21 protein-coding genes are annotated in these 24,381 nt (G+C 73.7%); 11 read left to right on the forward strand and 10 right to left on the reverse strand.

Translation table 11 applies throughout. From position 1 onward, the window contains the following. Positions 1–16 precede the first annotated feature (16 nt). Positions 17–796 carry a VOC family protein gene (locus MTF69_RS34730; protein WP_243340358.1) on the forward strand — a complete coding sequence of 260 codons (780 nt, stop codon included), beginning with the start codon at positions 17–19 and terminating at the stop codon, positions 794–796. Between the two features lie 19 nt (positions 797–815). Here the strand turns inward: MTF69_RS34730 and MTF69_RS34735 are convergent, their stop codons facing one another. From MTF69_RS34735 to MTF69_RS34745, 3 genes are all read right to left on the reverse strand, one after another. Further along, entirely contained in the window at positions 816–1,400 is a 585-nt protein-coding gene (locus tag MTF69_RS34735) for a TMEM165/GDT1 family protein (RefSeq protein ID WP_243340359.1), read from the reverse strand. Positions 1,401–1,728: 328 nt separating this feature from the next. Next, on the reverse strand, positions 1,729–2,946 hold the full coding sequence (locus MTF69_RS34740) for a cytochrome P450 (RefSeq protein ID WP_243340360.1): 1,218 nt from the start codon (positions 2,944–2,946) through the stop codon (positions 1,729–1,731). A gap of 148 nt (positions 2,947–3,094) precedes the next feature. Then, positions 3,095–3,757 carry a TetR/AcrR family transcriptional regulator gene (locus MTF69_RS34745; protein WP_243340361.1) on the reverse strand — a complete coding sequence of 221 codons (663 nt, stop codon included), beginning with the start codon at positions 3,755–3,757 and terminating at the stop codon, positions 3,095–3,097. Between the two features lie 131 nt (positions 3,758–3,888). Between MTF69_RS34745 and MTF69_RS34750 the strand changes: the two genes are divergently transcribed. After that, complete coding sequence (locus MTF69_RS34750; RefSeq protein ID WP_243340362.1) at positions 3,889–6,024, forward strand: FUSC family protein; 2,136 nt, start codon at positions 3,889–3,891, stop codon at positions 6,022–6,024. A 105-nt stretch (positions 6,025–6,129) separates the two neighbouring features. Beyond that, complete coding sequence (locus tag MTF69_RS34755; protein ID WP_243340363.1) at positions 6,130–6,585, forward strand: SRPBCC family protein; 456 nt, start codon at positions 6,130–6,132, stop codon at positions 6,583–6,585. 83 nt (positions 6,586–6,668) lie between these two features. On the opposite strand, the gene MTF69_RS34760 is transcribed toward MTF69_RS34755, so the two are convergent. Beyond that, entirely contained in the window at positions 6,669–8,306 is a 1,638-nt protein-coding gene (locus MTF69_RS34760; RefSeq protein WP_243340364.1) for an alpha/beta hydrolase, read from the reverse strand. 455 nt (positions 8,307–8,761) lie between these two features. On the opposite strand from MTF69_RS34760, the gene MTF69_RS34765 reads away from it, so the two are divergent. Then, positions 8,762–9,520: a DUF4142 domain-containing protein gene (locus tag MTF69_RS34765; RefSeq protein WP_243340365.1), complete on the forward strand. Its 759-nt coding sequence runs from the start codon at positions 8,762–8,764 to the stop codon at positions 9,518–9,520. A 9-nt stretch (positions 9,521–9,529) separates the two neighbouring features. Then, positions 9,530–10,930 (forward strand): DUF1996 domain-containing protein, encoded by a 1,401-nt coding sequence (locus MTF69_RS34770; protein WP_243340366.1) that lies wholly within the window; start codon positions 9,530–9,532, stop codon positions 10,928–10,930. A 130-nt stretch (positions 10,931–11,060) separates the two neighbouring features. On the opposite strand, the gene MTF69_RS34775 is transcribed toward MTF69_RS34770, so the two are convergent. Continuing rightward, positions 11,061–12,338, reverse strand: coding sequence for a CdaR family transcriptional regulator (locus MTF69_RS34775; protein WP_243340367.1), 1,278 nt, complete (start codon positions 12,336–12,338; stop codon positions 11,061–11,063). Positions 12,339–12,718: 380 nt separating this feature from the next. On the opposite strand from MTF69_RS34775, the gene MTF69_RS34780 reads away from it, so the two are divergent. From MTF69_RS34780 to MTF69_RS34805, 6 genes are all read left to right on the forward strand, one after another. Then, positions 12,719–13,864, forward strand: a complete 1,146-nt coding sequence (locus MTF69_RS34780) for a hypothetical protein (protein ID WP_243340368.1) — start codon at positions 12,719–12,721, stop codon at positions 13,862–13,864. Then, positions 13,861–15,315 (forward strand): NADH-quinone oxidoreductase subunit NuoF family protein, encoded by a 1,455-nt coding sequence (locus MTF69_RS34785; RefSeq protein ID WP_243340369.1) that lies wholly within the window; start codon positions 13,861–13,863, stop codon positions 15,313–15,315. The genes MTF69_RS34780 and MTF69_RS34785 overlap by 4 nt, the downstream gene beginning before the upstream one ends. 114 nt (positions 15,316–15,429) lie before the next feature. Further along, positions 15,430–16,443: an SCO0930 family lipoprotein gene (locus tag MTF69_RS34790; RefSeq protein WP_243340370.1), complete on the forward strand. Its 1,014-nt coding sequence runs from the start codon at positions 15,430–15,432 to the stop codon at positions 16,441–16,443. A 6-nt stretch (positions 16,444–16,449) separates the two neighbouring features. Beyond that, on the forward strand, positions 16,450–16,941 hold the full coding sequence (locus tag MTF69_RS34795) for a hypothetical protein (RefSeq protein ID WP_243340371.1): 492 nt from the start codon (positions 16,450–16,452) through the stop codon (positions 16,939–16,941). Positions 16,942–16,994: 53 nt separating this feature from the next. Continuing rightward, positions 16,995–17,147, forward strand: a complete 153-nt coding sequence (locus tag MTF69_RS34800; protein WP_243340372.1) for a hypothetical protein — start codon at positions 16,995–16,997, stop codon at positions 17,145–17,147. 85 nt (positions 17,148–17,232) lie between these two features. Further along, on the forward strand, positions 17,233–18,585 hold the full coding sequence (locus MTF69_RS34805) for a radical SAM protein (protein ID WP_243340373.1): 1,353 nt from the start codon (positions 17,233–17,235) through the stop codon (positions 18,583–18,585). Between the two features lie 10 nt (positions 18,586–18,595). On the opposite strand, the gene MTF69_RS34810 is transcribed toward MTF69_RS34805, so the two are convergent. From MTF69_RS34810 to MTF69_RS34830, 5 genes are all read right to left on the reverse strand, one after another. Next, on the reverse strand, positions 18,596–19,612 hold the full coding sequence (locus MTF69_RS34810; protein ID WP_243340374.1) for a 2Fe-2S iron-sulfur cluster-binding protein: 1,017 nt from the start codon (positions 19,610–19,612) through the stop codon (positions 18,596–18,598). Beyond that, entirely contained in the window at positions 19,609–21,999 is a 2,391-nt protein-coding gene (locus tag MTF69_RS34815; RefSeq protein ID WP_243340375.1) for a molybdopterin-dependent oxidoreductase, read from the reverse strand. Before MTF69_RS34815 ends, MTF69_RS34810 begins: the two co-directional genes overlap by 4 nt. A 153-nt stretch (positions 22,000–22,152) precedes the next feature. Continuing rightward, complete coding sequence (locus MTF69_RS34820; protein ID WP_243340376.1) at positions 22,153–23,085, reverse strand: ABC transporter permease; 933 nt, start codon at positions 23,083–23,085, stop codon at positions 22,153–22,155. Next, positions 23,082–23,966 (reverse strand): ABC transporter ATP-binding protein, encoded by an 885-nt coding sequence (locus MTF69_RS34825; protein ID WP_243340377.1) that lies wholly within the window; start codon positions 23,964–23,966, stop codon positions 23,082–23,084. The genes MTF69_RS34820 and MTF69_RS34825 overlap by 4 nt, the downstream gene beginning before the upstream one ends. Then, positions 23,963–24,352, reverse strand: a complete 390-nt coding sequence (locus MTF69_RS34830; RefSeq protein ID WP_243340378.1) for a GntR family transcriptional regulator — start codon at positions 24,350–24,352, stop codon at positions 23,963–23,965. Before MTF69_RS34830 ends, MTF69_RS34825 begins: the two co-directional genes overlap by 4 nt. Positions 24,353–24,381 lie beyond the last annotated feature (29 nt).

The following is a 24,381-nucleotide window of genomic DNA, read 5'->3' on the forward strand; positions in this document are numbered from 1 at the left end:
GTCGCAGGAGGAACCCGTGCTCGGAACCGACTACCGCACCGGCTCGCCCAACTGGATCGACCTCGGGAGCCCCGACATCCCCCGGGCCGCGGCCTTCTACCGGGCCGTCTTCGGCTGGGAGTTCCACCTGCTCGGGCCCGAGACCGGCGGGTACGGGTTCTTCCAGGCGGCCGGGAAGACCGTCGCCGCGGTGGGGCAGCTCGATCCGGGGGCGACCTCCGCGTGGACCGTGTACTTCCGGACCGACGACGTGGAGGCCACCACCCGCGGCGTGCGCGACGGCGGGGGCGCCGTCCGCGTCGAGCCGATGGACGTCATGGGGGAGGGGTGGCTCGCCCAGTACACCGACCCGCAGGGCGCCGAGTTCGCCACCTGGAAGCCGGGCCGGACACCGGGACTGGAGCTGACCTCCGCCGACAACGCGCTGTGCTGGGTCGAACTGCACGTGCCGGATCCGCCGGCGGCGCTCGCCTTCTACGGAGCCCTCTTCGGGACGCGCTCACGGCAGATGGAGGCGCCCGGCATGACCTATCAGGTGCTCAGCACCGCCGAAGGGGACCAGGAGGACGGTTCCTTCGGCGGGGTGGCACCGCTGACGGCGGGGGAGACGGACGCGCGCTGGGTGCCGTACTTCGCGGTCGCGGACGTGGACGCCGTGGTGAGCACCGCGCGGACCAGCGGCGCCGCCGTGCTGATGCCGGGCGCGGACGTGCCCGACGTCGGGCGGATCGCCTGGCTGGCGGACCCGAGCGGGGCGGTCTTCGCCCTGCTCAAGGCCGCGCCGCGGGCGGACTGACGGATCCGGTCCAGGCCGTCTAGCCGGTGAAGGCTTCGACGAGCGTCCAGACGGCCAGGACCGCCATGCACAGGGCGCCGAAGCGCTGGACGGTCTTGAGGGGGACCCGCTTGGCGATGAACCGGCCCACGATCAGGGCGAGGGCGGAGACCGACATGAGGGCTGCGGCGGAACCGATGGCGGTGGGCAGCCAGCCGTTGGTGGCGGCGAGGTTGGCGGTGGTGATCTGCGTCAGGTCACCCCATTCGCCGATGAAGACGGCCATGAACGCCGTGGTGAAGACGGGCCAGAAACCGGTGACGGCCTTGGCCGCCGAGTCCGCGTCGTCGTCGTCCGCACCGGAGCGCATCATGACGACGGCGCCGAAGGCGAACAGGGCGGCGGAGACGAGCTTGACGGCCATGTTCGGCAGCATGCCGATCAGACTTCCGGCGCCGACCGCGATGGCCACGTGCACGATGAACGCGGTGGAGGTGCCGAACCATACGTACAGCGGCCGCATCCGGGTGCCCATGGCCAGTGAGGCGAACATGGTCTTGTCGGGGAGCTCGGCGAGGAAGATCAGACCGAAGGCGGTGAAGATCGCCACGGGGTCGAGAGTCATTCCGGGATGCTGCTTTCTGCTGGAGCCGGGCTCTGATGGCTCGGATCGGCACCCAGCAGGGGGCGACGGGAAGAACCACTCGGCCCGGCACGACGAAGCGGCCCACACGGTGATGTGGGACGGGTCATGCCTTGGCCGAAGGTCTCGTCCGCCCCGCACGTGAAGCACGGTGGCCCGGTGGCCGGGACCCGTCGAGGCGTCCAGTATGTCGACCAGCGGTTTTCGGGACTACTCCCCTTCGCTGCCGACAACTGTAACAGCGGCCGCGGGTGCCCCGGGAGGGCCAGAGGTCCCGAGAGGGCCGGAGGTCCCGGGCCAGCCGTCCCGGCTATCCGAAGCGGACCGGGAGGTACTTGACCCCGTTGATGAAGTCCGAGCGCAGGCGGCGCACCTCCCCCGTGAGGGACACCTGTGGATGACGCCGCAGGAGCTCCCGGACCAGGGCCTTGATCTGGGTGCGGGCGAGGCCGGCGCCCAGGCAGAAGTGGGGGCCGCCGCCCCCGAAGGTGAGGTGCTCGTTCGGCGTGCGGCGGATGTCGAAGGCGAAGGGGTCGGCGAAGACCTCCTCGTCGCGGTTGGCGGAGGTGTAGTACGTGACCACCTTCTGCCCCGCGGCGACGGGCCGCCCGCGCAGGACGGTGTCACGGGTGGCGGTGCGCCGGAAGTTGTGGATCGAGCCGCCCCAGCGCAGGAACTCCTCCGTCGCCGTGGTCCACAGGGCCTCGTCCCCGGGGGCCGCGGCCAGCTCGGCGCGCGCCGCGGGGTGGTCGATCAGGGCGAGCAGGGCGCCGGAGAGCAGGTTGCGGGTGGTCTCGTTGCCCGCGACGCAGAGCAGTACGAAGAACATGTTGATCTCGTCCGGCGACAGCCGGTCCCCGTCGACCTCGGCGTGGACCAGCGTCGAGAGGATGTCCTCCCGGGGTCGGGCCCGCCGCTCGTCCGCGAGCGCGTCGCAGTAGGCGTAGATCTCGGCGGCCGCCAGATCGCTGTCGTGCTTGCCGGCCGAGAGCTCGGGGTCCTGGGAGCCCGCCATCCGGTTGCTCCACTCGAAGATCAGCCGCTCGTCCCCCTCGGGCACGCCGACCATCTCGCAGATCGTCTGGATCGGCAGCCACGCGGCGACCTCCGCGACGAAGTCCATGTCCCGGCCCGGGGTGACCGCGCGCTCCACCAGGGAGACCGCCCGCTCCTGGATCCGGGCCGCGAGCCTTCGTACGACCCGGGGCGTGAAACCCGCGCTGACCAGCGAGCGGTACCGGGAGTGGCGCGGGGCGTCCATGCCGAGCAGGACCAGGCGCAGGGTCTGCAGGGACTCGGGGTTCTGGTCGCGGATCATGAACGAGCCGAGTTCGGTGGACCACAGCTCGGGGTCGCGGCTGACGGCTTTGACGTCGGAGTGGCGGGTGACGGCGTAGAAGCCGGCGTGCGGGCCCGGCACCTCGTGCCAGTGGACCGGGTCCTCCCGGCGCAGCCGGGTGAACTGGGCGTGCGGGACCTCACGGGCCCAGGTGTCCTCAAGGAGGTCTATCTTGCCGGTCGGCAGCACGGGGCGGTTCCCTTCGTCGGACGGATCGGATCGGGGCGGAGCGGCATGGAACGGAGCGGCATGGATCGGAGCGGCACGGATCGGAGCGGCACGGATCGGTGGCACGGATCGATGCACGGATCGGTGGCGCAGATAGGAGTCCTACGGGTCAGCAGGCCCTGTCGAGGCCCAGGACGGCGCCGAGGGCCTCGATGACGAGCCCGTCGGGGACGGCGCGCGGTTCGAGCCGGTGCTGCATGGCGAGGCCCAGCAGGATGCCGAGCACCAGGGCGCCGGTCTCCTCCGGTGTACGGGTCAGGGGGGTTCCGGTGGCCTCCGCCCAGTCGGCCAGGCCCTCGCCGAGCTGGGCGCGGATCTCGGTGTACCGCTGGGCGAGCCGGTCCCCGATGAGGGGCCCGCGGGCGGCGTGCAGCCACAGCTCCGTCTCCAGCAGCAGCCAGGAGTCGCCGTGCTCGGGGTGCGGGCGGGTGAGGCTGCCCCACATCGCCGAGAAGTGCACGGCGGGGTCGGCCGGGTCCCCGGCCGCGATCTCGGCGGCCAGTTCCTCGCTCGTGCGCTCCTTCCAGACCTCCAGGAGCGCCAGCAGCAGGCCTTCCTTGCCGCCGAAGTGGCTGTAGAGCGCGCCCGTGGTCCGCCCTGCCGCCTCGGCGACGGCTTCGGCGGAGACGCCGTGGAACCCCTTGCGGGCGAAGAGGCCGGCTGCCGCGTCGATGAGGCGGGCGCGGCTCTCGGACTTGCGCTGCGCCTGCGGGGTGCGATGCGCCTGCGGCGTGCGGCGCGGGGGCTGTTCTCGTGTGCGGGGCGGCTCCACCGGGCCTCCGGGGCGCTGGTCGGATGGGGATGCCGAGTTATATCGGGCTGCCGATATAAATTGCGCCCCGCCTGACGAAGTGTCAAGGGATACGGCAGGACCGCAGGGGCGCCCGGTGGCACGCTGAAGGGGTGCGTGCCGCCCTGATGGAGCTCCGTACCGGCACCGGCCCCCTGCCGGCGGCCGCGCGGCGGGCCGTCCGGGTCACCCTCGCCGCCGGCATCGGCTTCTACGGGTTCCTGTACGGGCTGGACCGGCCCGTCGAGGCCACCTACGCGCTCTTCGCGGCCGTCGCCCTGGCCGGGCTCTCCCGGATACCGGGCAGCGGACACCAGCGGGCCCTGGTCGTCGCCCGGGTGCTCCCCGCCGCCTGCGCGCTGGTGGTCCTGGGCACCTGGCTGTCGGTGCGGACCTGGGCCGCCGTGGCGGGCATGCTGGTCATCGGCTTCTGCGTGGCCTTCTCCTCGGCGGCCGGACCCCGCCCGGCGGGCGCCGCGCCCGGGTTGCAGCTGCTGTACATCCTGCCCAGCTTCCCGCCCTACGCCCCCGACACCCTCGGCCAGCGGCTGGCCGGCACCGTCGCCGGAGTCCTGCTGCTGATCCTCGCCGAGGCCACCGTGCTGCCCGACCCGGTCGTCCCCGGCTACCGGGCCCTGGCCGCGGCAGCCGCGGACGAGGCGGCCAGGTGCGCCGCCGTGCTGGAACGGCCGCCCCACACCCTCCCCGCGGCGGAGTCCGCCCGGGCCGCGGAGCGGGCGCAGGCCCTGCGGCCCTCCCGGGTCGGGGAGGCGCAGCGGCCCGCGGGGCCCGGCGTACGGGAACGGGCGCTGGCCCACACCGGGCTGGCGGCCCGCACCCTCCTGGCCCGGCTCCAGTCGCTGCCCCCGCCGGAGCCGGGCCCGCGGGCCGGGCCGGACGAGCTGGTGCTCGTACGGGCCGTGCGCGAGTCGGCGTCCGGGACGGCCGGGCTGCTCGGGGCGGGGAGCCCGCCCGCGACGGACTCCACCCGGCTGCGGGACCTGCAGGTCTCCCTCGCCCGGACCCCCGTGACGGGGCCCGGGCCAGGATTCCGCAACGCCGCGCTGGTGGAGCTGGCGGACGCCGCGCTCGTACTGCGCGGCGCCGCCGGGATCGCCGAACGGGGGCGTGCGGGTGCCGCCGATGCGGCGGGGCCGGAGGCGGGGCCCGTTTCCGGGCCGGCCGACCGGTTCTGGTACGCCGCGGAGGGGCCGGTGCGGCTCTGGTGGTACCGGCTGGCAGCGAACACCGGGCCCCGGTCCGTGCACTTCCAGAACGCCGTCCGGATCGGCATGGCCCTCGCCGTGGCCCGCGCCGTCGCCGGACTGGACTCCCTCCCGCACGGCTTCTGGGCCATGCTCGCCGTCCTCAGCCTGACCCGCACCAACGCCGAGCAGACCCGGGCCACCGTCCGGCCGGCCCTGATCGGCACCCTGCTGGGCGCGGTCGCCGCCGGCGGGGTCCTCGCGCTGGCCGGGGAGGCGAGGACGGTGTACGCGATCGTGCTGCCGCCGCTGATGCTCTTCGCGTTCTGCGTCGGGCCCGTGCGCGGCGTGGGCTGGGCGCAGGCCATGTTCACCCTGGTGGTCGCCATGGCCTTCGCCCAGCTCGCCCCCGTCACCTGGCAGTTGGCCGAGGTCCGGTTCCTGGACGTCCTCGTCGGCAGCGTGATCGGGATGGTGTGCGGACTGCTGGCCTGGCCGCGCGGCGCCCACGACGAACTGGGGCGCGCCGTGGCCGGGCTGCTGCACGCCGCGGCCGACGACGTCCAGGCGGCCACGGCCGCCTTCGGGCGGGCCCGCGCGGTGGAGCCCGACCAGCGGGTGCGGCACGCGCTGGCCATGGCGGAGAGCGCGTACGCCCAGTACCAGACGGAGCGGCAGCATCCGGCCGCCGCCCCGGGCGAGGACTGGCAGGCGGCGATGATGACCGGCCACCACGTCCTGTGGGGCGGCCGCAGACCCCCCGGCGCCCCGCCCGGCCCGCGCGAGGAGGCGGTGGTGCGGGAGTACGGGGCCTGGGTGGCGGCCGGCCTGCGCCGCGCGGCAGCGGCCGCGGACCCCGTACACGCCACCGGTCCCACGGACCCCGGGCCTGCCGGCCCCGCCCCGCGACGGCCGGGACCCGAGGATGCCCCGCCGGTGTTCTACACCGCGATGGCCTGGCTGGACGCGCTGACCGCGGACGTGGCCCTGCTCGACCGGGGGGCCGTGGCGGGCTCCGGGGCCGGTGCCTCAGGCCGTGCCTGAGCGTGCGGCGGTGCGCCCGGAGGCAGGCTCTGCGATCGTGGAAGGCGGGGTACCGGCAGGCGGGGTAGTGGCAGTGGGCGGCGGGGGCCGTGGTGAGGAGCGGTCATGTCAGGACTGTTCGAGGCGAGCGTCGAGATCGACCGGCCCGTCGCGGAGGTGTTCGCGTACCTCGCGGACGGGCGCAACGACCCGGAGTTCAGCCCGCGCGTCCAGCGGATCACCCGGACCCCGGACGGCCCGACCGCCGTCGGGACGGTCTTCCGCAGCACGGTGAAGGACGCCGGGATGAAGACGGCCCGCGAGTTCCGGATCACCGGACTCGACGCGCCGGTGATGATCCGCTGGTCGGAGCTCAGCAAGAACCTGGTGACCGCCGAAGGCGGCTACGACCTGGCGGAACTCCCCGGAGGGCGGACGCGGTTGCGCGTCTTCAACACCCTGACCGGGCACGGTTTCGGACGCCTCCTGGTCGGCCTCGCGCTCGGCGCGGCGCGCAAGGACGCCCCCGACTTCGGCCGCCGGATCAAGGCGGCGGTGGAGGCGTCCCCACGGCCGGTGTGAGGACCGGGCCGGATCAGAAGTGTCCTGACCGGGGAGGACCGGGCCGGGTCAGAAGTGTCCTGACCGGGGAGGACCGGGCCGGATCAGAACCGTCCGGGCCCGGACGGAAGCGGCAGCGGCTTGGCCGGCGCCCCCTGCCGGTCCGCGCCCGGTGACGGCGTGCGGCAGGTGATGTCCGCGGCCGGCAGCCGGCCGGTGCTCAGGTACGCGGTGACCGGGGCGTTGGCGCAGGAGGTGGGGTCGGCCAGGTACACCGTGTGGCCCTCACCGCCCTGTGCCAGCACCATCCGCGAGCCCTTCAGCGCCCGGTGCAGGCCCTGGCCGCTGACCAGCGGAGTCTGCGAGTCCCACTCGTTCTGGACGGTCAGCACGCCGGCCCGCGCCTTCATCGGGGTCTGCGCTTCGAGTGGCCGCGGCCAGAAGGCGCACGGCTTGATGTTCGAGGCGAAGTCCCCGTACAGCGGGTACGCGGCCTTGTCCCGGACCGCGTCGCGCAGGTAGCGCCCGGGAACGCGCGGCCAGGAGTCCGTGTCCCCGCACACCACGCTCCAGAAGACGGCGACGGAGTTGTCGGAGGCGGGCTCGGCCGGGGCCCCCGACCGGCCGGCGAGCGCCCGCTTCATGTCGAAGTCCGGCCCGGAGGCGCCGGGGACCGTGGCCGGCTTCCCCTCGGCCGCCTCCTTCAGGGCCACCACCAGCGGGGTGACCTGCGCCGGATAGAAGAAGAGGGGGCGCGCCCCCCGGAGGTCGTCACCGTTCAGTTTCTGCCCCTGGAAGACGATCGGATCCCGCTCGGCGCGCGCCACCAGGTCCCAGAAGGTCTTCGACACCGCCGCCGGGCTCTCGCCGAGGTGGTACTCGCCCGCGCGCTGAGCCGCCCACCGCGTCCAGCGGGCGAAGGCCGGTTCGGCCTCCGACGCCCAGACCTGGAACATGCCCCGCCAGATCCGGTCCGGGTCCACCCCGCTGTCGAGCACGAAGCGGTCGGTCCGGCCGGGGAACATCTGCGTGTACACCGCGCCGAGGTACGTCCCGTAGGAGTAGCCCAGGTACGAGACCTTCCGCTCGCCCAGGACCGCACGGATCGTGTCCATGTCGCGGGCGGTGTTGCGGGTCGTGATGTACGGGAGCACGGAGCCGGCCTTCTGCCGGCACTTCTCGGCGATGGAGCGCGCCCAGGCCACGTCGGAGGGGAAGAACCCGGGCCGGAGCGGCCGGTCGATGCCCTGCTCGGCTTCCGCCAGCCCACAACTGATGGGGCTGCTGGCGCCGACGCCGCGCGGATCGAAGCCGATGACGTCGAACCGCTCGCTCAGCTCCGCGGGGGCCGCCTCGGCGAACATCAGCGGCAGATCGAGTCCGCCCCCGCCGGGCCCGCCCGGATTCATCAGGAGGATCCCGTGCCGTTTGGCGGGGTTCGTGCTCCGCACCCGGGATATCGCCAGGTCGAGGGTCCGTCCGGAGGGCCGCTTGTAGTCGAGCGGCACTTTGATGCTGGCGCACTCGTACGTGGCCGGCTGATCGGCGGCGCACCGCTGCCAGGCCGGCTTCTGCCGCAGGTACGCGGCGTCGGCCTGAACGGTGCCGGTGGACAGCACGGTGTCGGTGGTCAGGGCGGTGTCGGTGGGCAGGGCGGAGGCCTGGGCGGCCGCGAGCAGCGGCACGGTACTCGCGAGGAGGCCGGCGGCGGCCAGGAGGGATGCCAGTCGTTTCTTGCGCACGAAGGCCGTTCCTTTCGGGTGGGCGGTGGTCCGACCCCACCCTGGGTCACCCCGCGGTCCGGGCGAATCCACCTGAGGGGCGGGGTCCTCTACTCCTCGCGAATGACCGTAAATCCGGACAACTGGCCGACGCGCCGGGGTTTTTGTCCTCACGTCAGGCAACAGGGCCAGGCGTCACGCGTCAGGCGTCAGGCGTCACGCGTCAGGCGTCAGGCGTCAGGCGTCAGGAGCGCGGGCCGTACGGCGGCCGGGCGCGCGGCACCGTAGCAGTCTTTCGGGGGGTCGCCCGGATGTTTGTCCGGTCCGGATGGGCCTTCGACGGGGGAGCCGCAGCCGGGACTAGCGTCCGTTGGCACCCGGGGACCGCGGGAGCGGCGTGCGCCGTGCGGCTCCCGGACCGTCCCGGGAGCCTAGGAGGCACAGTGCTGTCAATCCGCCGGACGAACGTCGGTGGCATGTCGGTCGCTTCGCGACACGTGATGGGGACGGGCATCGTCATCGGCGCCCTCGCCCTCACCCTGATCGCGCTGCTGATACCGGTACGGAGCTTCGGCGGCGCAGCCGCCACGGCCGCCCCGGCCGCGGGGTCCGCCCTCGGCTCCTCGCCCGCACCCGCACCCGCCCCGGCCCCTGCGTCCGCCTCCGGCGATGACGACGGCGCCGGGTTGATGAACACGGCCTTCGGGCCGCTGACCCCGCAGGACCGCGAGTTCGTGCGCAAGGTCCGCCTCGCCGGTCTGTGGGAACTGCCCGCGGGGCGGCAGGCCCAGGAGCGGGGGACCCGCGCATCGGTGCGTACGGCCGGCGAGCACCTCGTGGAAGGGCACGCCGAACTGGACCGGAGGGTCCTGGAGGTGGGCCAGGCGCTCGGCGTCGAACTCCCGGACCGGCCGTCCGGCCAGCAGCAGGCCTGGCTCGACCAGCTGGACCGGGCCCAAGGGGCCACGTACGAGCGGCTGTTCGTGCAGCTGCTGCGGCGGGCGCACGGCAAGGTGTTCACGCTCGTCGCCCAAGTGCGGGCGCAGACACGCAACTCCGTGGTCCGTGAGCTCGCCACCGACGCCAACGCCACGGTCCTGGACCACATCGCGGTCCTCGAGGCCAGCGGACTGGTTGATTTCGAAGGCCTCGCGGACGGCCCGCCCACGGCGGTCCCTCCCACGGCCGCCCCTCCCGCGGCGGCCCCTCCCACCGACATCCGACCGAGGAAGTGAAGTGATCACATGCGCGACAACGACTCCACGGAAGGCCCGGCGCGCCGGGACCGGTCAGGGCACAAACGCAAGGCCCGTCCCCTGTACAAGGCGCTCGCCGCGGCGACCGCACTCGTCCTGGGCGGCGGCGGGGTGCTGATCGCGGGCCAAGTGGCCTCCGCGGGTCAGGACCCGGCGCGCCCGGCGCCGGTGACGGCCACCATCGACTGCCCCGACGTGGGCGATCGGCTGCGCGAAGTTCCCGATCAGGCACGGGGCGAAGTGGACCGGGAACTCGCCGGCCTGGACACCCAGATCGCCGAGGCCTACCAGCGGCTCGCCACCGGCCGGGCGCCGGCGGACGCACTGCTCGGGGAGCTGAAGGACCGGCGCGGCGCGTCGATCGGCCGGCTCTCCGAGGCGATCGGACGGACCACCGCCCGCCCCGACGGGCTGGCGGAGCTGAGCGCCTGCGCGATGCGGGAGGCGCCGGCCGCCGAAGAGGAGACCGCCCGGAGCGGCGCGGGCGGCGCGGGCGGAGCCCTGAAGGGAGGACCGGCCCGCGCCGACTTCGTCCCCATCGGCTCGGTGAAACCGAACGTACGGCGCCCGGCCCCCCGGTCAGGTGCCTCCAAGGGCTCCTTCTCCGTGGAGTGCGGCCGCAACGAAGAGCGCCACCTCAACCCCGACAACGTGATCGTCGCCCCCGGGGTGAGCAACGGCGCCCATCACATGCACGACTACGTCGGCAACAGGACCACGGACGCCTTCTCCACCAACAACAGCCTCGCCGCCTCCGGGACCACCTGCACGAACGGCGACCTGTCCACCTACTACTGGCCGGTGCTCCGGCTGCGCGACGGCAAGGCCGAGCAGGACGCGGGAGCCCCCGGCGGCGGCCAGGACGCCAACGTGGGCACGATCCTGCGCCCGAAGCAGGTGACCATCCAGTTCAAGGGGAGCCCCGTCTCCCGGGTCACCGCCATGCCCCGCTTCCTGAGGATCATCACGGGCGACGCCAAGGCCTTCACCAACGGCCCGGCCAACGCCAACGCCTCGTGGAGCTGCACCGGCTTCGAGAACCGGCAGCTGAAGGACAAGTACCCGATCTGCCCCAAGGGCACCGACGTGGTCCGGACGTTCGCCTTCCAGAGCTGCTGGGACGGAAAGAACACCGACAGCGCCAACCACCGCACCCACGTGGCCTTCGCCGCCCGCGACGGCGCCTGCCCGGCGGGCTTCAAGGCAGTCCCGCAACTGGTGCAGCGGATCGTCTACGCGACGCCCCCCGGCGCCCGCTTCGCGGTGGACAGCTTTCCCGAGCAGCTGCACAAGCCGGTGACCGACCACGGCGACTTCATCAACGTCATGCCGGACGAGCTGATGGCCCGGGCGGTGCGCTGCGTCAACGACGGACGCAGCTGCCGCTGACCCGGCGAGAGGCGGTGCCGGCCCCGGAGTACGCTCCGGGGCCGGCACCGCCTCGTCCGTCCGCTCTACCCGCTCCCGCTCCCGCTCCTGTTCCCGTTCCTGCTCCAGCTCCCGTCCCTGTTCCCTCTCCCTAGAGGCCGTTGACGCGGGCGATGCGTCCGTCGCCCGGAGACGGGCGGAAGTCGGCGGCCACCACGCGCGCCCGGCGGCTGCCCCGGCCCGGCCGCAGCCGGACCTGGGCCATCAACCGGCGGCTGCGCAGCGCCAGTTCCAGTTCGAAGCGGGTGCGCGGATCCCGCAGGCCGGGCCCGAAGAGCTTCTCCAGCTGGCGCATCCGGTAGCGGACCGTCTGCGGGTGCACGCTCAGCGCCTTGGCCGCCTCGGGAGCTCCGCCGCCCTCGAGCCAGGCGAGCAGGGTCACTTCGAGCCGCTCGCTCTGGCGCGGGGTGAGGTCCGCCAGGGGCCGCAGCCAGCGTGCGGCGAGTGCGTGGGCCAGCGGCTCGTCCTGGAGCAGCAGCAGCGTCGAGAGGTGGTCGTCCACGAAGACGGTCCGGGCGTCCGGTCCGGACCTGGCCTGCGCCGGGACCAGCGCGAGCAGCCGCACCGCCCAGCGCAGGGAGGAGGCGGTGTCGCCGGGGGCCACCGGGTGGCCGACCACGGCGAGCCGGCCGCGCAGCGCGCCGTCCAGCGCGGTACGGGCCTCCGGGTCGGCGGTGGGGACGAGCAGGCAGGGCTGGCCCGAGACCATCCCGCCCAGGCAGTCGTCGAGGAGGGCCGCGAGCTGCTGGGTCTCGCCGGGCGAGGCCAGGGCGACCGCCCGTACGGCGACGGGGAGCGGCCATCCGGCCGGTCCGGCCAGCTCGGCCAGTTCGGCGAGGGCCGTTTCGCGGTGCGGGGTGTCACCCGTGAGCGCGGCGAAGAGCTCGCGCCGGGCGTGCTCGCGGACCGAGCCGAACCGTTGTAAGGGCACGGCCTGGAGCGGTGGCAACTCCCCGCCCCGGAAAGCCGCGTGCGGGTGCGCGGGTGGGTGGGCGTGCGGGTGGGGCCGGGCGTGCTCGGCCTCGAAGACCGCGGCCGTCGTGGTGGTGGGCCCGGAGCCGGACCGGGTCTGCGCGCGGTGGTGCGACGGCTCCCGCGCGTGGGCCGGGTCGGCTCCGTCTCCCGTGCCGGTCTCCGTGGACCCGGCGCCGCCGGCGCCCTCGCGGTAGCCGAGGGCGGTGAGCAGGGCCTCCTCCATCCTCCGTCTGACCACCTCGTCGCCGACGTCATCGACGAGCGCCGGGAATCCGGGGACGGTCTCCCGCAGTTCCTCCACCATCCCCGCCGCCAGCGTGGGCAGTTCCTTGCGCAGGACCCGGGTCCACTCGCCGCGCGGGCGGGACCAGATGCGGTTCAGAAGTTCGCACATTGTTACCTCGTTCAAGCCGGGGTATGGCCTGCCCCGTGGGACGGTGGCAAGCCCGCAGTCCCGCGGCATCGGCTCGATCGCCGTCGGGGAGGTGCGGCGGCGGATCAGGTGTCAACCCCGTCGCAACCGCACCACTGGAAGGGAATCTTCCGGGGATGTTCGATGCGATGGCTGTGCGAGGGCCAGAAATTATCACGTTTCGATAAATCCCGTAGAGGGCTTGCATACCTCCACGATGCTTCTGCACTCCGGCCCCCGCTCCCGGCCGGCCCGGTGGGCCAGGCGCCCATCTCCCGCCCGCCGAGGAGCGGTTGCTACGTCGACCGCCGGGCGCCGAGCGCGAGGTGGAAGTGCTCGGGTCCGGACGTATGGGAGACCACATGCCCCTGCTCCAGCCCCGCCTGCCCGGCCGTTCGCACCGGGCCCGCCGCACGAGAGGCCGTACCCGGCGCCACGCCGGAGCCCCGTCCGGGCGGGTGTCAGCCCTGGTGTCCGGCCCGGAATCCGCGGCCGTATCCCCGACGGCGTCGACGCCGGCGGCCCCGTCGACGCCGAGCGCCTCCGGCCGGCGGGCGGTGCGGCGTCCGCCGCTGCTGTCCGCCGCCGGGGGACCGCACCCCACGGCCCTGGGCGCGGCCGCCCTCGCGGCCCTGGCCGCCCTGCTCGTGGCGGCCCGCGCCGGCGCACTGACCCGCCTGTGGGACTTCCTCGACCACGCGGCCGGCGTGCTCTCGCTGGTCTCCCTCACCGGCGCCGTCCTGTGGGGCCTGGCGGCCACCGACCGCAGACTGCTCGCCTCGGGGCACCGGCTCGTCGCCCAGGCCGCGCACCGCGGCCTGGCCGTCGCCGGCCTCGGATTCCTGCTCCTGCACGTGTGGATCAAGGTCGGGCGGTCCCGGACCGACGCCGCCGCCGTGGTCCTGCCCTTCGCGGACGGCCAGCGCCCGCTGCTCATCGGCCTCGGCAGCCTGGCCGGCTACGGGTTCGTCGCCGTGGCCGTCTCCGGCGCCGTCCGCGGTGCCTTCGCCACCCGGGGGCGGTCCCTGTGGTGGCGGGCCCTGCACATGGGCGCGTACCCCGCCTGGGGTGCCTCGCTGGTGCACGGACTCAAGTCCGGGCGTGCCGCGAGCGGTTGGGTGAGCGCCGGGTACGCCCTGTGCCTGATCGCCGTCGCCGGCCTGCTGGCGCTGCGGCTGCGCGCGAAGCTCCGCAGGCTCGCCGCCGCGCGGCCGTCCGGCGCACCGGCCGCGCCACCGGTGCAGTCCCCGCCGCACGCACCGTCCGTACCGTCCCGGGAGCCCGGGCAGGCGCCGCCGCACCGCCCGGCGCCCTTCGTGCGCAGGCCGGCGGAGTGGGCGGCGGAGCTGCTGACCGCGCGCCTGACCCGGCAGCCGGGCGCCACGGTGTTCCCCGACCGCCCGGAACGGGCCGCGGATCCGTCCGCGGGGCCGAGCGTCCCGCCGTCCGTCTCGCCCTACGTCCCGCCGTCGCCCGAGCCGCACGACGGCGTGCGGAGCGGACGGTGAACGGCGGCTCCGGCACGCGGCCCGCCCTCGGCTGCGTGGGCGTGCCCCGGCTGCTGGCCGGACTCGACGCCGTCGAGCGGCTGGACCGGGCCGGCCATCTGGGCGTGCACGGCGCGCTGCCCCGCTACCCCTCCGAGGGGCTCGTCGAACTCGCCGAAGGCATCGCGCTGGGCGGGCGCGGGGGAGCGGGCTTCCCCTTCGCCCGCAAGCTCCGAGCCGTCACCCGGTCCGCCAGGGGGCAGGACGGGCGCTGCGCCGTGGTCGTCAACGGGACCGAAGGCGAACCGAGTTGCCTGAAGGACGCCGCCCTGCTCCTCTACGTGCCGCACCTCGTGCTCGACGGCGCGCTGGTGGCCGCCGCCGCACTCGGAGCCGAGGACGTCGTCGTCGGAGTCACCCGGCCCGACGTGGAACGCTCGCTCACCGAAGCCGTCGCCGAACGGGGCCCGGCCGGTCAGCGCGTGCGCGTCGTCCGCCTCCCCGAACGCTTCGTCACGGGCGAGGGCACCGCCCTCGTGAACGGCCTGGACGGCGGCCCCGCCGTACCGTCCGGGAACCGGACGCGGACCAGCGAACGGGGACTCGGGGGCCTGCCCACCCTGCTGTCCAACGCGGAGACGTACGCGCAGCTCGCCGTCGCCGCCCGCCTCGGCGCGCCCGCGTACGGCACGGCCGGGCTGCCCGACGAACCCGGCACGACCCTGCTGACCGTCGCCGGGACGACCGTCGTCGAGGTGCCCCTGGGCACGTCCCTGGCGTACGTACTGGACCTCTGCGGCACCGTGCCCGGACAGGGTGTGCTGATCGGCGGCTTCCACGGCCGCTGGCTGGACCCGGGGGCGGCGCGCGAGGCGCTGGTCTCCCGGAAGTCCCTGGCGGCCCACGACGCGGTACTGGGAGCCGGCGCGGTACTGCCGCTGCCCGAGGACACGTGCCCGGCGGGCGAGGTGGCACGGGTCGCGCGCTGGCTGGCACGGGAGTCGGCGGGCCAGTGCGGTCCGTGCGTCCGGGGACTGCCCTCGCTCGCCGACGCCGTGGAACGGCTCGTGGCGGGCGGGGGCGGGGCTGCCCTCGACGCGGTCCAGGCACGCATGCGGGGGGTGCGCGGCCGGGGAGCCTGCTCGCACCCGGACGGCACGTCCTCGTTCGTGGCCTCCGCGCTGGCCGTCTTCCCCGACGAGTTCCGTGACCACGCACTCGGCAGCGGCTGCGGGCGGCGCGTGCTGGGCGCCCTGCCGCTGCCCGCGGACGAGAGCCCCGAACGGCTCGTCGTGGACTGGACGTTGTGCAAGGGCCACGGCCTCTGCGCGGACCTGCTGCCCGATGTGGTGCGGCTCGACGAGGACGGCTATCCGGCGCGCGGCGTCATGCCGGTGCCAGGCCCCTTGCGGCCGAAAGCACTGCGCGCGGTGCGACGCTGTCCGGCACTCGCGCTCCGCATCCAGGAATGAGTTCACGCTTTGGCGTGATCTGACAAATTCCCGCTCCATCGAATGCGCCGGTCCCCGCAGGCCTTATGAATATCCCGGCGCAAGCGCGCCGGATGGAAAGCGAAGGAGAGAATCATGGGCAACAGGAACCGGGCGACCACGGCCGCCGCCGGATCGGTCCTGACCGTACTTCTGCTCGCGTCGGGATGCGGCAGCGACGACGGCGCCGCCCGTACGGTGACCGTACGGGCGGCGGGAGCGGAACGGGCGGTGGGCCACGGCGCCGGGGACGGCGAGGGCTCCGGCGCGGGACCGGAAGCGGATGCGGACGTGGACGCCGAGGCGGATTCTGGCCCGGACTCCACGGACGCCGACGTGGACGCGGACGCCGACCCGACCCCGGCCGGCAGGCTGGCGGTCCGGGAGGTCCCCGAGGTCGGCAGCGTGGTCACGGACGCGGCCGGAGCCACGCTCTACCGGTTCGACAAGGACACCGCCCAGCCGCCCCGGTCGAACTGCGAGGGCGCCTGCATCACCCTCTGGCCTGCGGTCCCTGCGGCCGGGGCCCAGGCCCCGGCCGGCATCGACGCGGGGCTGCTCGGCTCGGTCGAGCGGCCCGACGGCACCCGCCAGCTCACGCTCGCGGGGTGGCCCGTGTACCGGTACGCGAAGGACACCCGGCCGGGCGACGCGAAGGGCGAGGGCGTCGGCGGCACCTGGCACGCGCTGGCCGCGGACGGCGGCAAGGCGGCGGACGGCAAGAAAGCGGCGGACGACGGAAAAGAATCCGCGCCGCTCTCCGCCGTGGACGACGCGAAACTCGGAAAGCTCATGGTGGACGCCCAGGGGCGCACCCTCTACCGGTTCGGAAAGGACAGTGCCTGGCCGATGAAATTCGGCTGCCTCGACGCCTGCCTGAACACGTGGAAACCCGCCGCACCCGTGGAAGGGGAAAAAGCCGTCGGAATTCCCGCCGGGCTGGTCGGATCCGTGGAACGCCCCGACGGAACCCGTCAACTGACGATCGACTGCTGGCCGGTCTACCTCTTCACCGGAGACACCGCACCGGGCCAGACCAACGGACACGGCCTACAGGGCCTCTGGTTCGCGGTGGACGACGCGGGCAAGAAGATCCCGGCGGCGGGCTGACCGGCCGTGCGCTACAGGGGAGTTGGATCGCCCGGAGCGCCCCGGGCGCCCCGCGCGATCGCCCTGCTCGCCCCCCTGCTCGCCGCCCTGCTCTGCGCGGCCTGCACGGCGGGCGCGGGCGGTACGGACCGTACGGACCGTACGGACCGTACGGGGGGAGGGCGGACGGCTTCCCCGCCCGCCGCCCCCGAGCCGCTGGACCGGATCGCGGCAGCCCTGGGCTGCAGCCCCGAGGTGACGGTCGACGCGCAGGAGGTGCGCGAGGGTGCCTGCACGGTGGGCGCGCAGGCCTTCCGGCTGGCCACCTTCAGCACGGCCCGGGGCCGGGCCGTGTGGCTGTCGGAGTCCCGGCCGTACGGTGGCACGTACCTCGTCGGAGAGCGTTGGATCATCACGGCGCCCTCGACCGACGCCCTCACCCAGGCCCGGAGCCGCCTCGGCGGCACCCTGGACGCGGCGCCCGGACACAGCCATGGCGCCCACCCCTCGGCGACCTGACGCACCCGGGGGCGCGACGCGCCGCCGACGCCTGGGCAACGCCGTCATCGCCGGTGACCCTGGTCAGCGGCAGCGGCGGCGAACTCCTGGTCCGCGCGGTCACCCACGGACCCGGCGGCGAACGGCTCCCGGGCAACTTCCCGGAGTACCAGCTGATGCCTGACGAGTCGCCGAGGAGGCGCTGCGCCGGGGCCCGGGCGCCCTGATTACAGTGAGATCACCGCCGCGCCGCGCGGAACGCCAAGGGGGCGGACCGCCGCGGCCCGGCAAGAGCCTGGAATGGAGCCGCAGATGGAGAGTCCCAGCCGTACCGCGCTGATCGAGGACCTGATGGGGCGCTTCCCGCACGTGCCCCGGGAAGCCGTGATCAAGGAAGACCTCCTGCGGGGCGGCATGGCCTTCGACGAGTCCGCGCTCAGCGGAGGCGCCGACGGGGCTTCGGGCGACGTCAAGCCGAAGTCGTACTTCATCTTCTCCTTCGACCACCGCACCCTCCCGGAGCTCGGCGCCGCCGCCCTGAACAGGCCCCCCGAGGAGATCGTGCTCACGGGCGGCCCGTACGAGCTGCGCCGCACCGTGGTCTCCGTACGGGTCAATCCGGACTCCCCGTACGTGGTGCGCGGCGGGGAGGACGGCGCGCTCGGCCTGTACCTGGACGGCGTACGGATCGCGGACGTCGGCCTGCCGCCGATGCCGGAGTACTACCGGCACAAGCTGTCGAACGGCAAGTCGGTGATGGAGGTCGCGCCGACCATCCAGTGGGGCTACCTCATCTACCTGACGGTCTTCCGGGTGTGCCAGTACTTCGGCGCCAAGGAGGAGTGCCAGTTCTGCGACATCAACCACAACTGGCGCCAGCACAAGGCCGCCGGCCGCCCCTACACCGGGGTCAAGCCCGTCGACGAGGTGCTGGAGGCGCTGGAGATCATCGACCGGTACGACACGGCGGGCATCTCCCGGGCCTACACCCTCACGGGCGGCTCGATCACCTCCCAGGTCGGCGGCCGTGACGAGGCGGACTTCTACGGCCAGTACGCCAAGGCCATCGAGGAGCGCTTCCCCGGCCGCTGGACCGGCAAGGTCGTCGCACAGGCCCTGCCCCGCGACGCCGTGCAGCGCTTCCACGACCACGGCGTCAAGATCTACCACCCCAACTTCGAGGTGTGGGACGAGTACCTGTTCAAGCTCCACTGCCCGGGCAAGGAGCGCTACGTCGGCCGCGACGAATGGCACCGCAGGATCCTGGACTCCACCGAGGTGTTCGGCCCGCGCAACGTGATCCCGAACTTCGTGGCGGGCATCGAGATGGCCGAGCCCTTCGGGTTCACCAAGGTGAGCGAGGCCATCGCGTCCACCCAGGAGGGCCTGCGGTTCTTCATGTCGCACGGCGTCGTCCCGCGCTTCACCACCTGGTGCCCGGAGCCGACGACCCCGCTGGGCAAGGCCAATCCGCTGGGCGCGCCCCTCGAGTACCACGTCCGCCTGCTGGAGACCTACCGGGCGACGCTGGAGGAGTTCGGCCTGAGCTCCCCGCCCGGGTACGGTCCGGCCGGCCCCGGCCGCGCGGTGTTCTCCGTCTCCTCCTTCATGGACAGCCTGGAGGGGCTGGAGGAGAAGGAGCAGACGGAGAACAGCACGGTCTGACAGGTCGGGCTCAGAGGTCGAGGACCAGGTCCGAGGTCGGCAGGGACTGGCAGGTCAGGACGTCGGTGTCGGGCAGGTCCTCCGAGGGGGTCACCAGGTGTGCCGCCGTGCCCTTGAGGACCGTGCAGGCACAGCTCTCGCACTGCCCGACCCGGCAGCCGCTCGGCATGGCGACCCCGGCCGCCTCGCCGAGGGCGAGGAGCGGGCCGTCGTTCTTGCGCCAGGTGGCGCTGCGTCCGGACCGGGCGAAGGTGACGGTGTGCTCGGCGTCGTCGGGCACGGTCACCTCCCGCCGGGCCGGGCGGAACTTCTCGCTGAACACCTCGAAGCGGGGGACGCCGCGCGCGATCAGGGCGCCGGTGAGGGCGTCGAGCATGGGCTGCGGTCCGCACAGGTAGAAGCGGGCGCGGCGGGTGATGAGGCCGGGGCCGATGTCGTCGACGGTGACGAACCCGGTGCGGTCGTAGTCGCGGCCGAGGACGTCCTGCGTACCGGGAGCGGCGTAGTGGTCGATGACCTTCAGCGCCGGTATCCGGGCGGCCAGTTCGCGCAGCCGGTCCCGGAAGGGGTGGTCGGCCGCGTTGTTGTTTCCGTAGTGCAGGACGACCTCGGGGACCGTGCCGCCGGTGGCGGCGAGGGTTTCGAGGTAGCTGAGGAACGGGGTGATGCCGATGCCGCCGGCGAGCAGCACGACCGGGTTGTCGGTGTGCGTGGGGAGGGCGAAGACGCCGCCCGGGCTCGCCAGGTGGAGCCGGTCCCCGATCCGGAGCTCCTCGTGGATCCGGGTGGAGAAGGCTCCGCCGGGGATGTGGCGTACGGCGAGCCCGTAGTCGGTACGGCCTTCCGCGAGGGCGGGTCCGGTGAGGGAGTAGCTGCGGCCGTCCGACGGCTCCTGGACGGTGCCGTCCCGGTTCTCGGCGAGCACGGTCAGGTGCTGGCCCGGCCGGTAGTCCGGCAGGGCTCCGCCGTCCTCGGGGGCGAGCCGCAGGGCGCGTATTCCGGGGCTCGCCTCGGTGAGGGCCGTCACGGTGAAGGGGCGGGTCCCGGTCCAGGTGCCGTCTCCGGGAACCGGGCCGATCCGGCAGGCGGCCGCCCGCATCGGTGCGGAACCGCTGAGCGGGTCGGTCTCGGGTCGACGAGCCGGTTGAAGTTGCTGCCCGTGGCGGCGGTCGGGTCGGCGCCCGGGAGGGCGAGGTCGGTGGCCTCCTGCCACCAGCCGTACTCGCCCACGACGACGGAGGGGTGCAGGGAGTCGTCGAAGCGGGCGCGCAGCCGGATGGAGCCCAGGCGCGTGGCGAGCTCCAGCCACTCGCCCTCGCCGATGCCGTGGGCGGCGGCGGTGCGCGGGTGCAGGTCCACGGAGGGGTCGGTGGCCCGGCGGCGCAGCGAGGTCAGGAGGCGCTGCTGGCTGTGGACGAAGTACCCGTGCTTGGCGCAGGTCAGCACGAGCGGGTACGCGGCGTCCGTGGGCGCGGGGTCGTGGTGCTGGGGCACCGCCGGGTAGCCGTGCTCCAGCAGCCGCTCGGAGTACAGCTCCACGCGCCGGGTGGGCGTGGCGAAGCCGGTCACCGTGTCCGCGCCGCCCGGTACCGGGGCGGCGTACTTGCGGTAGGCCTCCTCGCGGGGCACCCGGACGCCTCCCGGCTGTCGGCGCAGCTCCTCGACGGTGAGGCCGAGGGGTTCGAGCTGCCAGTTCCAGGCGGCCTCGATGTTCCCGCCGAAGAAGTCGGCGCCCATGCCCAGACGGCAGGCGAGGTCGAAGACGAACTCGGTGTCGCTGCGGGACTCGCCCTGCGGCTCCACCATTCGGGGCCGGAGCTGGACCTGCTCCTGGGCCCGGTGGCTGACCTCGAAGCCGAAGCGCAGGGCCTCGTGCTCGTAGGAGCTGTTGACGGGAAGGACGATGTCGGCGCTGCTGCTGGTCGGGTTGTGGAAGAGGTCGAGGTGGACCTGGAAGTCGAGCGCGCTCAGCGCCCGCGCCGTGCGGTCGGAGTCGGGCTGGGCGACGACGAGGTTGGAGCCGAAGCCGACGAGGGCGCGGACGGGGTAGGGGCGGCCCGTCTCGATGGCGGTGCACAGGTCGCCGGAGTTGATGTAGCCGAAGGCCGGCGGGCCCAGCGGGTGCTTGTCGAGCCCGAGGGCCTTGGCGCGCTGGTCGGGGGCGAACTGGCCGAAGGACGTGGCCGGGTTGTAGGGCGGGGCGGGGACGACGTGATTGCCGCCGGGGGCGTCGTAGGAGCCGGTCAGCGCGTAGAGGGTGGCCAGGGCCCGCTCGGTCTGCGCGGCGTTCGCGCTCTGCCCCACTCCGGTCCACCCGTAGTAGGTGACCGAGGGCGCGGCGGCGATCTCCGCGGCGAGGGCGCGGATCTCCCGCTCGGGGATCCAGGTGGTGGCCGCGACCCGGGCCGGCGGCCAGGCCGCGCAGGCGTCGGCGTACCGCTCGAAGGCGGGCGCGCAGTCGACGACCGAGCCGTCGCGGAGCCCGATCGGCCGGGTGCCGCGCAGCGCGAAGCGCTCGGGGCGGTGCGCGGCGCGGGTGGTGTCGTACGCCTCGGCCCGGCCGGTCTCCTCGTCGAAGACGGCGAAGCCCGTGCGCTCCCCGGATGTGCCGGGGAGCTCGTCGGCGCGCAGGAACCGTCCGGTGTCGGCGCGGACGAGGAGGGGTGCGTTGGTCCAGGCGCGGACGAAGGCCGCGTCGTAGCCCTCGTCGGTGATGAGCAGGTGGGCGAGGCCCAGGGCGAGCGCCGCGTCGGTGCCGGGCCGGACCCGCAGCCAGTGGTCGGCCCGCAGCGCGCTGGTGGAGCGGCGCGGGTCCACGACGGCGAGCTTCGTGCCCGTCGCCTGGGCGGCGGAGAGGGCGGCGGACTGGGCGAGCCAGGTCTTGGCCGGGTTGAAGCCCCACAGCAGGGCGAGGTCGGCGTTCGCGTAGTCGGGCGGCGGGATCGGCGAGCCGAAGGTGAAGGCGTGCGCGAAGTCCTTGTGCCAGTTGCAGATCTCCGCGCTGTACACCGTGTTGGGGCTGCCGAAGAGGCGTACGAAGCGCTCGATCCACTCGGTGGCGTCCGAGACCATGGTTCCCGAGGGCGTGGCCACGGCGAAGGCCACCGATTCGGGGCCGCTCTCCGCGGCGATCGCCCCGATCTTCCCGGCGATCTCTTCCATCGCCTCGTCCCAGGAGATGGGCACCCAGCCCGGGTCCGGGTCGGACTTGGGGTTGGTCCGGCGCAGCGGGGTGGTCAGCCGGCTCGTGCTGTGCGCGATCTCGGGGGCGGAGCGGCCCTTGGGGCACATCGCCGTGCCGGTGGGATGGTCGGGGTCCGGTCGCACGCCGGTCAGGCGGCCGTCCTCGATGGTGAAGATCGCGCCGCAGCGCGACTTGCAGAGGGTGCAGAACCCCTTCTTCTCTTCGGACACGACATCCTCCCGGCTCGCAGACCTCCTTCCATTGGACAGGCCGGCGTACGGCACTGACCAGCGGCGATGGTCGCGAGCGGAGCACCGGACGACCCGCCCGACCGGGACTTTCGTCCCGGGTCGAACGGGTCGTTCGCGCTGCTCACGGGAGGGTCAGGGGTGTCGCTTGTGCACCAGGCGGAAGGCGGCGTAGAGGGCCGCGGCGGCCAGGGCGAGGAGGATGGAGGTCTCGATGAGCTGGGTCGGCCAGTAGTGGGAGACGGGGTGGAAGTGGGCGTACACGGAGGCGACGTCCATGTCGTCGCGGCAGACACCAGCGAGCTGGGGCTCCCCGTAACACTCGAACCAGGGCTTGCGCTCGCCGGTGGTGGTGAAGAGCCCCGTGCTCATGACGAAGCCGGACGGCGGCACCAGCGAGTTCGGGTTCACGCTGTGGTGCGCAGTCTCGGTCACCACGGGCAGGAACGACCACCGCAGCGCGCGGAGGCTCAGCAGCACCAGACCTGTGAGGAGGCCGGTGACCGCCATGGCGGGCAGCGTCCGCCGGACCACCTGTCCGACCAGGGCGCCGAGGGCCACGCCGAGCAGGCAATACGCAACGAGCACCGTGCCGGTGCCCTCGTACGCTCCGCCGTCGGACCAGCGCAGCCCGTACGTGCCGGAGACCCGGAGCCAGCCCAGGCGGTAGACCCCGATGACGGCTAGGGAACCGAGGACAGAGACCGCGGCCGCCACCAACACCTTCGAGCCGAGCCAGGCCTTCGCCGTCGTGGACTGGGTGAGGGCGAGCCGCCAGGTCCCGCTCTCCAGCTCGCGGGCGACCATCGGGCCGGCGACGAAGGCTCCCACCAGCAGTGGCAGGAACATCAGGCTCTTGGTCGCGGACTGCATGTATCCCCGGAGCAGGTCTTCTCCGGGGGTCCGGACCGGCCGGTGCAGCTCGTCGTAGGTCGGGTACGCGCTCCACACGTACAGCGCGACCATGACGACGAGGCCCACGGCCACGAGGGCGGGCACCGCCCACAGAACCCTACGGTGCTGGCGGGCCGCCACCCAGTACGGCCCCTTCAGCGTCAGCGTGCTCATGCCGACACCCCCTCGGTGGCATCGGCGTCCACGGCGAACGCCGGCGCTTCGGGCGCGCGCAGATGGGCGAGCAAGAGTTCCTCCAGGGACGGGTGGGTCGTCTGCCAGGTGTCGCTGTCGATGGGGCCCTGGGGCCGTACGAGTGCCGTGAGCTGGCGGCCCGTCGTGCGGGCCTCGACGACGGTGTGCGCGGAGAGTTCGTCGCGGGCGGCGGCGGGGCCGGTGAGCAGCAGGTGCGCCGCGCCGATCTCGTCGATGGGGCCGGAGAGGCGGATCCGGCCGCCGTCGACGAGGAGCAGGTGGTCGCAGGCGCCCTCCAGCTCGGTGAGGATGTGCGAGGACATCACCACGGAGGTGCCGTTCTCGGCGGCGTCGGCCATCAGCGTGCCCATGAGCCGGTGCCGGGCGAGCGGGTCGAGATCGGCCATCGGCTCGTCGAGCAGGAGCAGGCTCGGGCGTTTGCCGAGGGCCAGGGCCAGGGCGACCCGGGTGCGCTGCCCGCCGGAGAGCGTACGGATCTTCGCGTGCGGGTCGAGGTCCCCCGCCTCCACGATCTGCTCCGCCCTACTCGCGTCCCAGCGGCCCGGGTTGAGCTCGCGGCCCATGCGCAGCGTCTCGCCGACGGTGAGCTGCGGGTAGAGCGGCTTGTCCTGTGCCACGTAGGCCAGTTCCTCGCGCGGCACCGAGCGGAGGTGGCCCTCCGTCGCGGACACAAGCCCGGCCGCGAGCGCCAACAGGGTGGAATTTCCTGCCCCGTTGGGTCCTACCAGTGCACAGATCCGGCCCTCGGGCAGCCGGAAGGAGCAGTCGCGCAGCGCCCACCCTCCCCGGCGTCCGTAGCGCAGGCCGAGGCCGTCCGCCTCGATCACGGTGTGCGTCATACGTGTTCGTCCCCCTTGAAGTGCTCTTCCAGTACGGCCGAGAAGAGCGCGGCCGCGTCGTCCCGCTCCATCCCGGCCCCCCTTGCCCGCCGCGCCCAGTCGGCGAGTTCGGCCCGCAGCGGGGACTCCGCCGGGGCGCCGCCCAGGGACTTGCGGATGAAGGTGCCCAGGCCCCGCTTCGCCTCGACGAGGCCTTCGCGTTCCAGTTCGCGGTAGGCCTTGAGGACGGTGTTCGGGTTGATGGCGGTGGCCTCGACGACCTCGCGCGCGGTCGGCAGCTTGTCACCCGGCTCCAACAGGCCCAGGCGCAGGGCCTGTTTGGTCTGTTGGACGATCTGCAGGTACGTGGCGATGCCGCTACGCCGGTCGATGCGATACTCCAGCACGACAACACCACCCTTTCACTAGGTAAGTA

Origin of the sequence: Streptomyces sp. AP-93, assembly GCF_022808175.1 — a bacterium.
Lineage (GTDB): Bacteria > Actinomycetota > Actinomycetes > Streptomycetales > Streptomycetaceae > Streptomyces.

Bases quoted from the DNA above. Each gene is read 5' to 3' on its own strand.
- MTF69_RS34735 (WP_243340359.1), bottom strand. From the start codon at position 1,400: ATGACTCTCGACCCCGTGGCGATCTTCACCGCCTTCGGTCTGATCTTC.
- MTF69_RS34755 (WP_243340363.1), top strand. From the start codon at position 6,130: ATGTCAGGACTGTTCGAGGCGAGCGTCGAGATCGACCGGCCCGTCGCG.
- MTF69_RS34765 (WP_243340365.1), top strand. From the start codon at position 8,762: ATGTCGGTCGCTTCGCGACACGTGATGGGGACGGGCATCGTCATCGGC.
- MTF69_RS34770 (WP_243340366.1), top strand. From the start codon at position 9,530: ATGCGCGACAACGACTCCACGGAAGGCCCGGCGCGCCGGGACCGGTCA.
- MTF69_RS34775 (WP_243340367.1), bottom strand. From the start codon at position 12,338: ATGTGCGAACTTCTGAACCGCATCTGGTCCCGCCCGCGCGGCGAGTGG.
- MTF69_RS34780 (WP_243340368.1), top strand. From the start codon at position 12,719: ATGCCCCTGCTCCAGCCCCGCCTGCCCGGCCGTTCGCACCGGGCCCGC.
- MTF69_RS34790 (WP_243340370.1), top strand. From the start codon at position 15,430: ATGGGCAACAGGAACCGGGCGACCACGGCCGCCGCCGGATCGGTCCTG.
- MTF69_RS34805 (WP_243340373.1), top strand. From the start codon at position 17,233: ATGGAGAGTCCCAGCCGTACCGCGCTGATCGAGGACCTGATGGGGCGC.
- MTF69_RS34820 (WP_243340376.1), bottom strand. From the start codon at position 23,085: ATGAGCACGCTGACGCTGAAGGGGCCGTACTGGGTGGCGGCCCGCCAG.
- MTF69_RS34825 (WP_243340377.1), bottom strand. From the start codon at position 23,966: ATGACGCACACCGTGATCGAGGCGGACGGCCTCGGCCTGCGCTACGGA.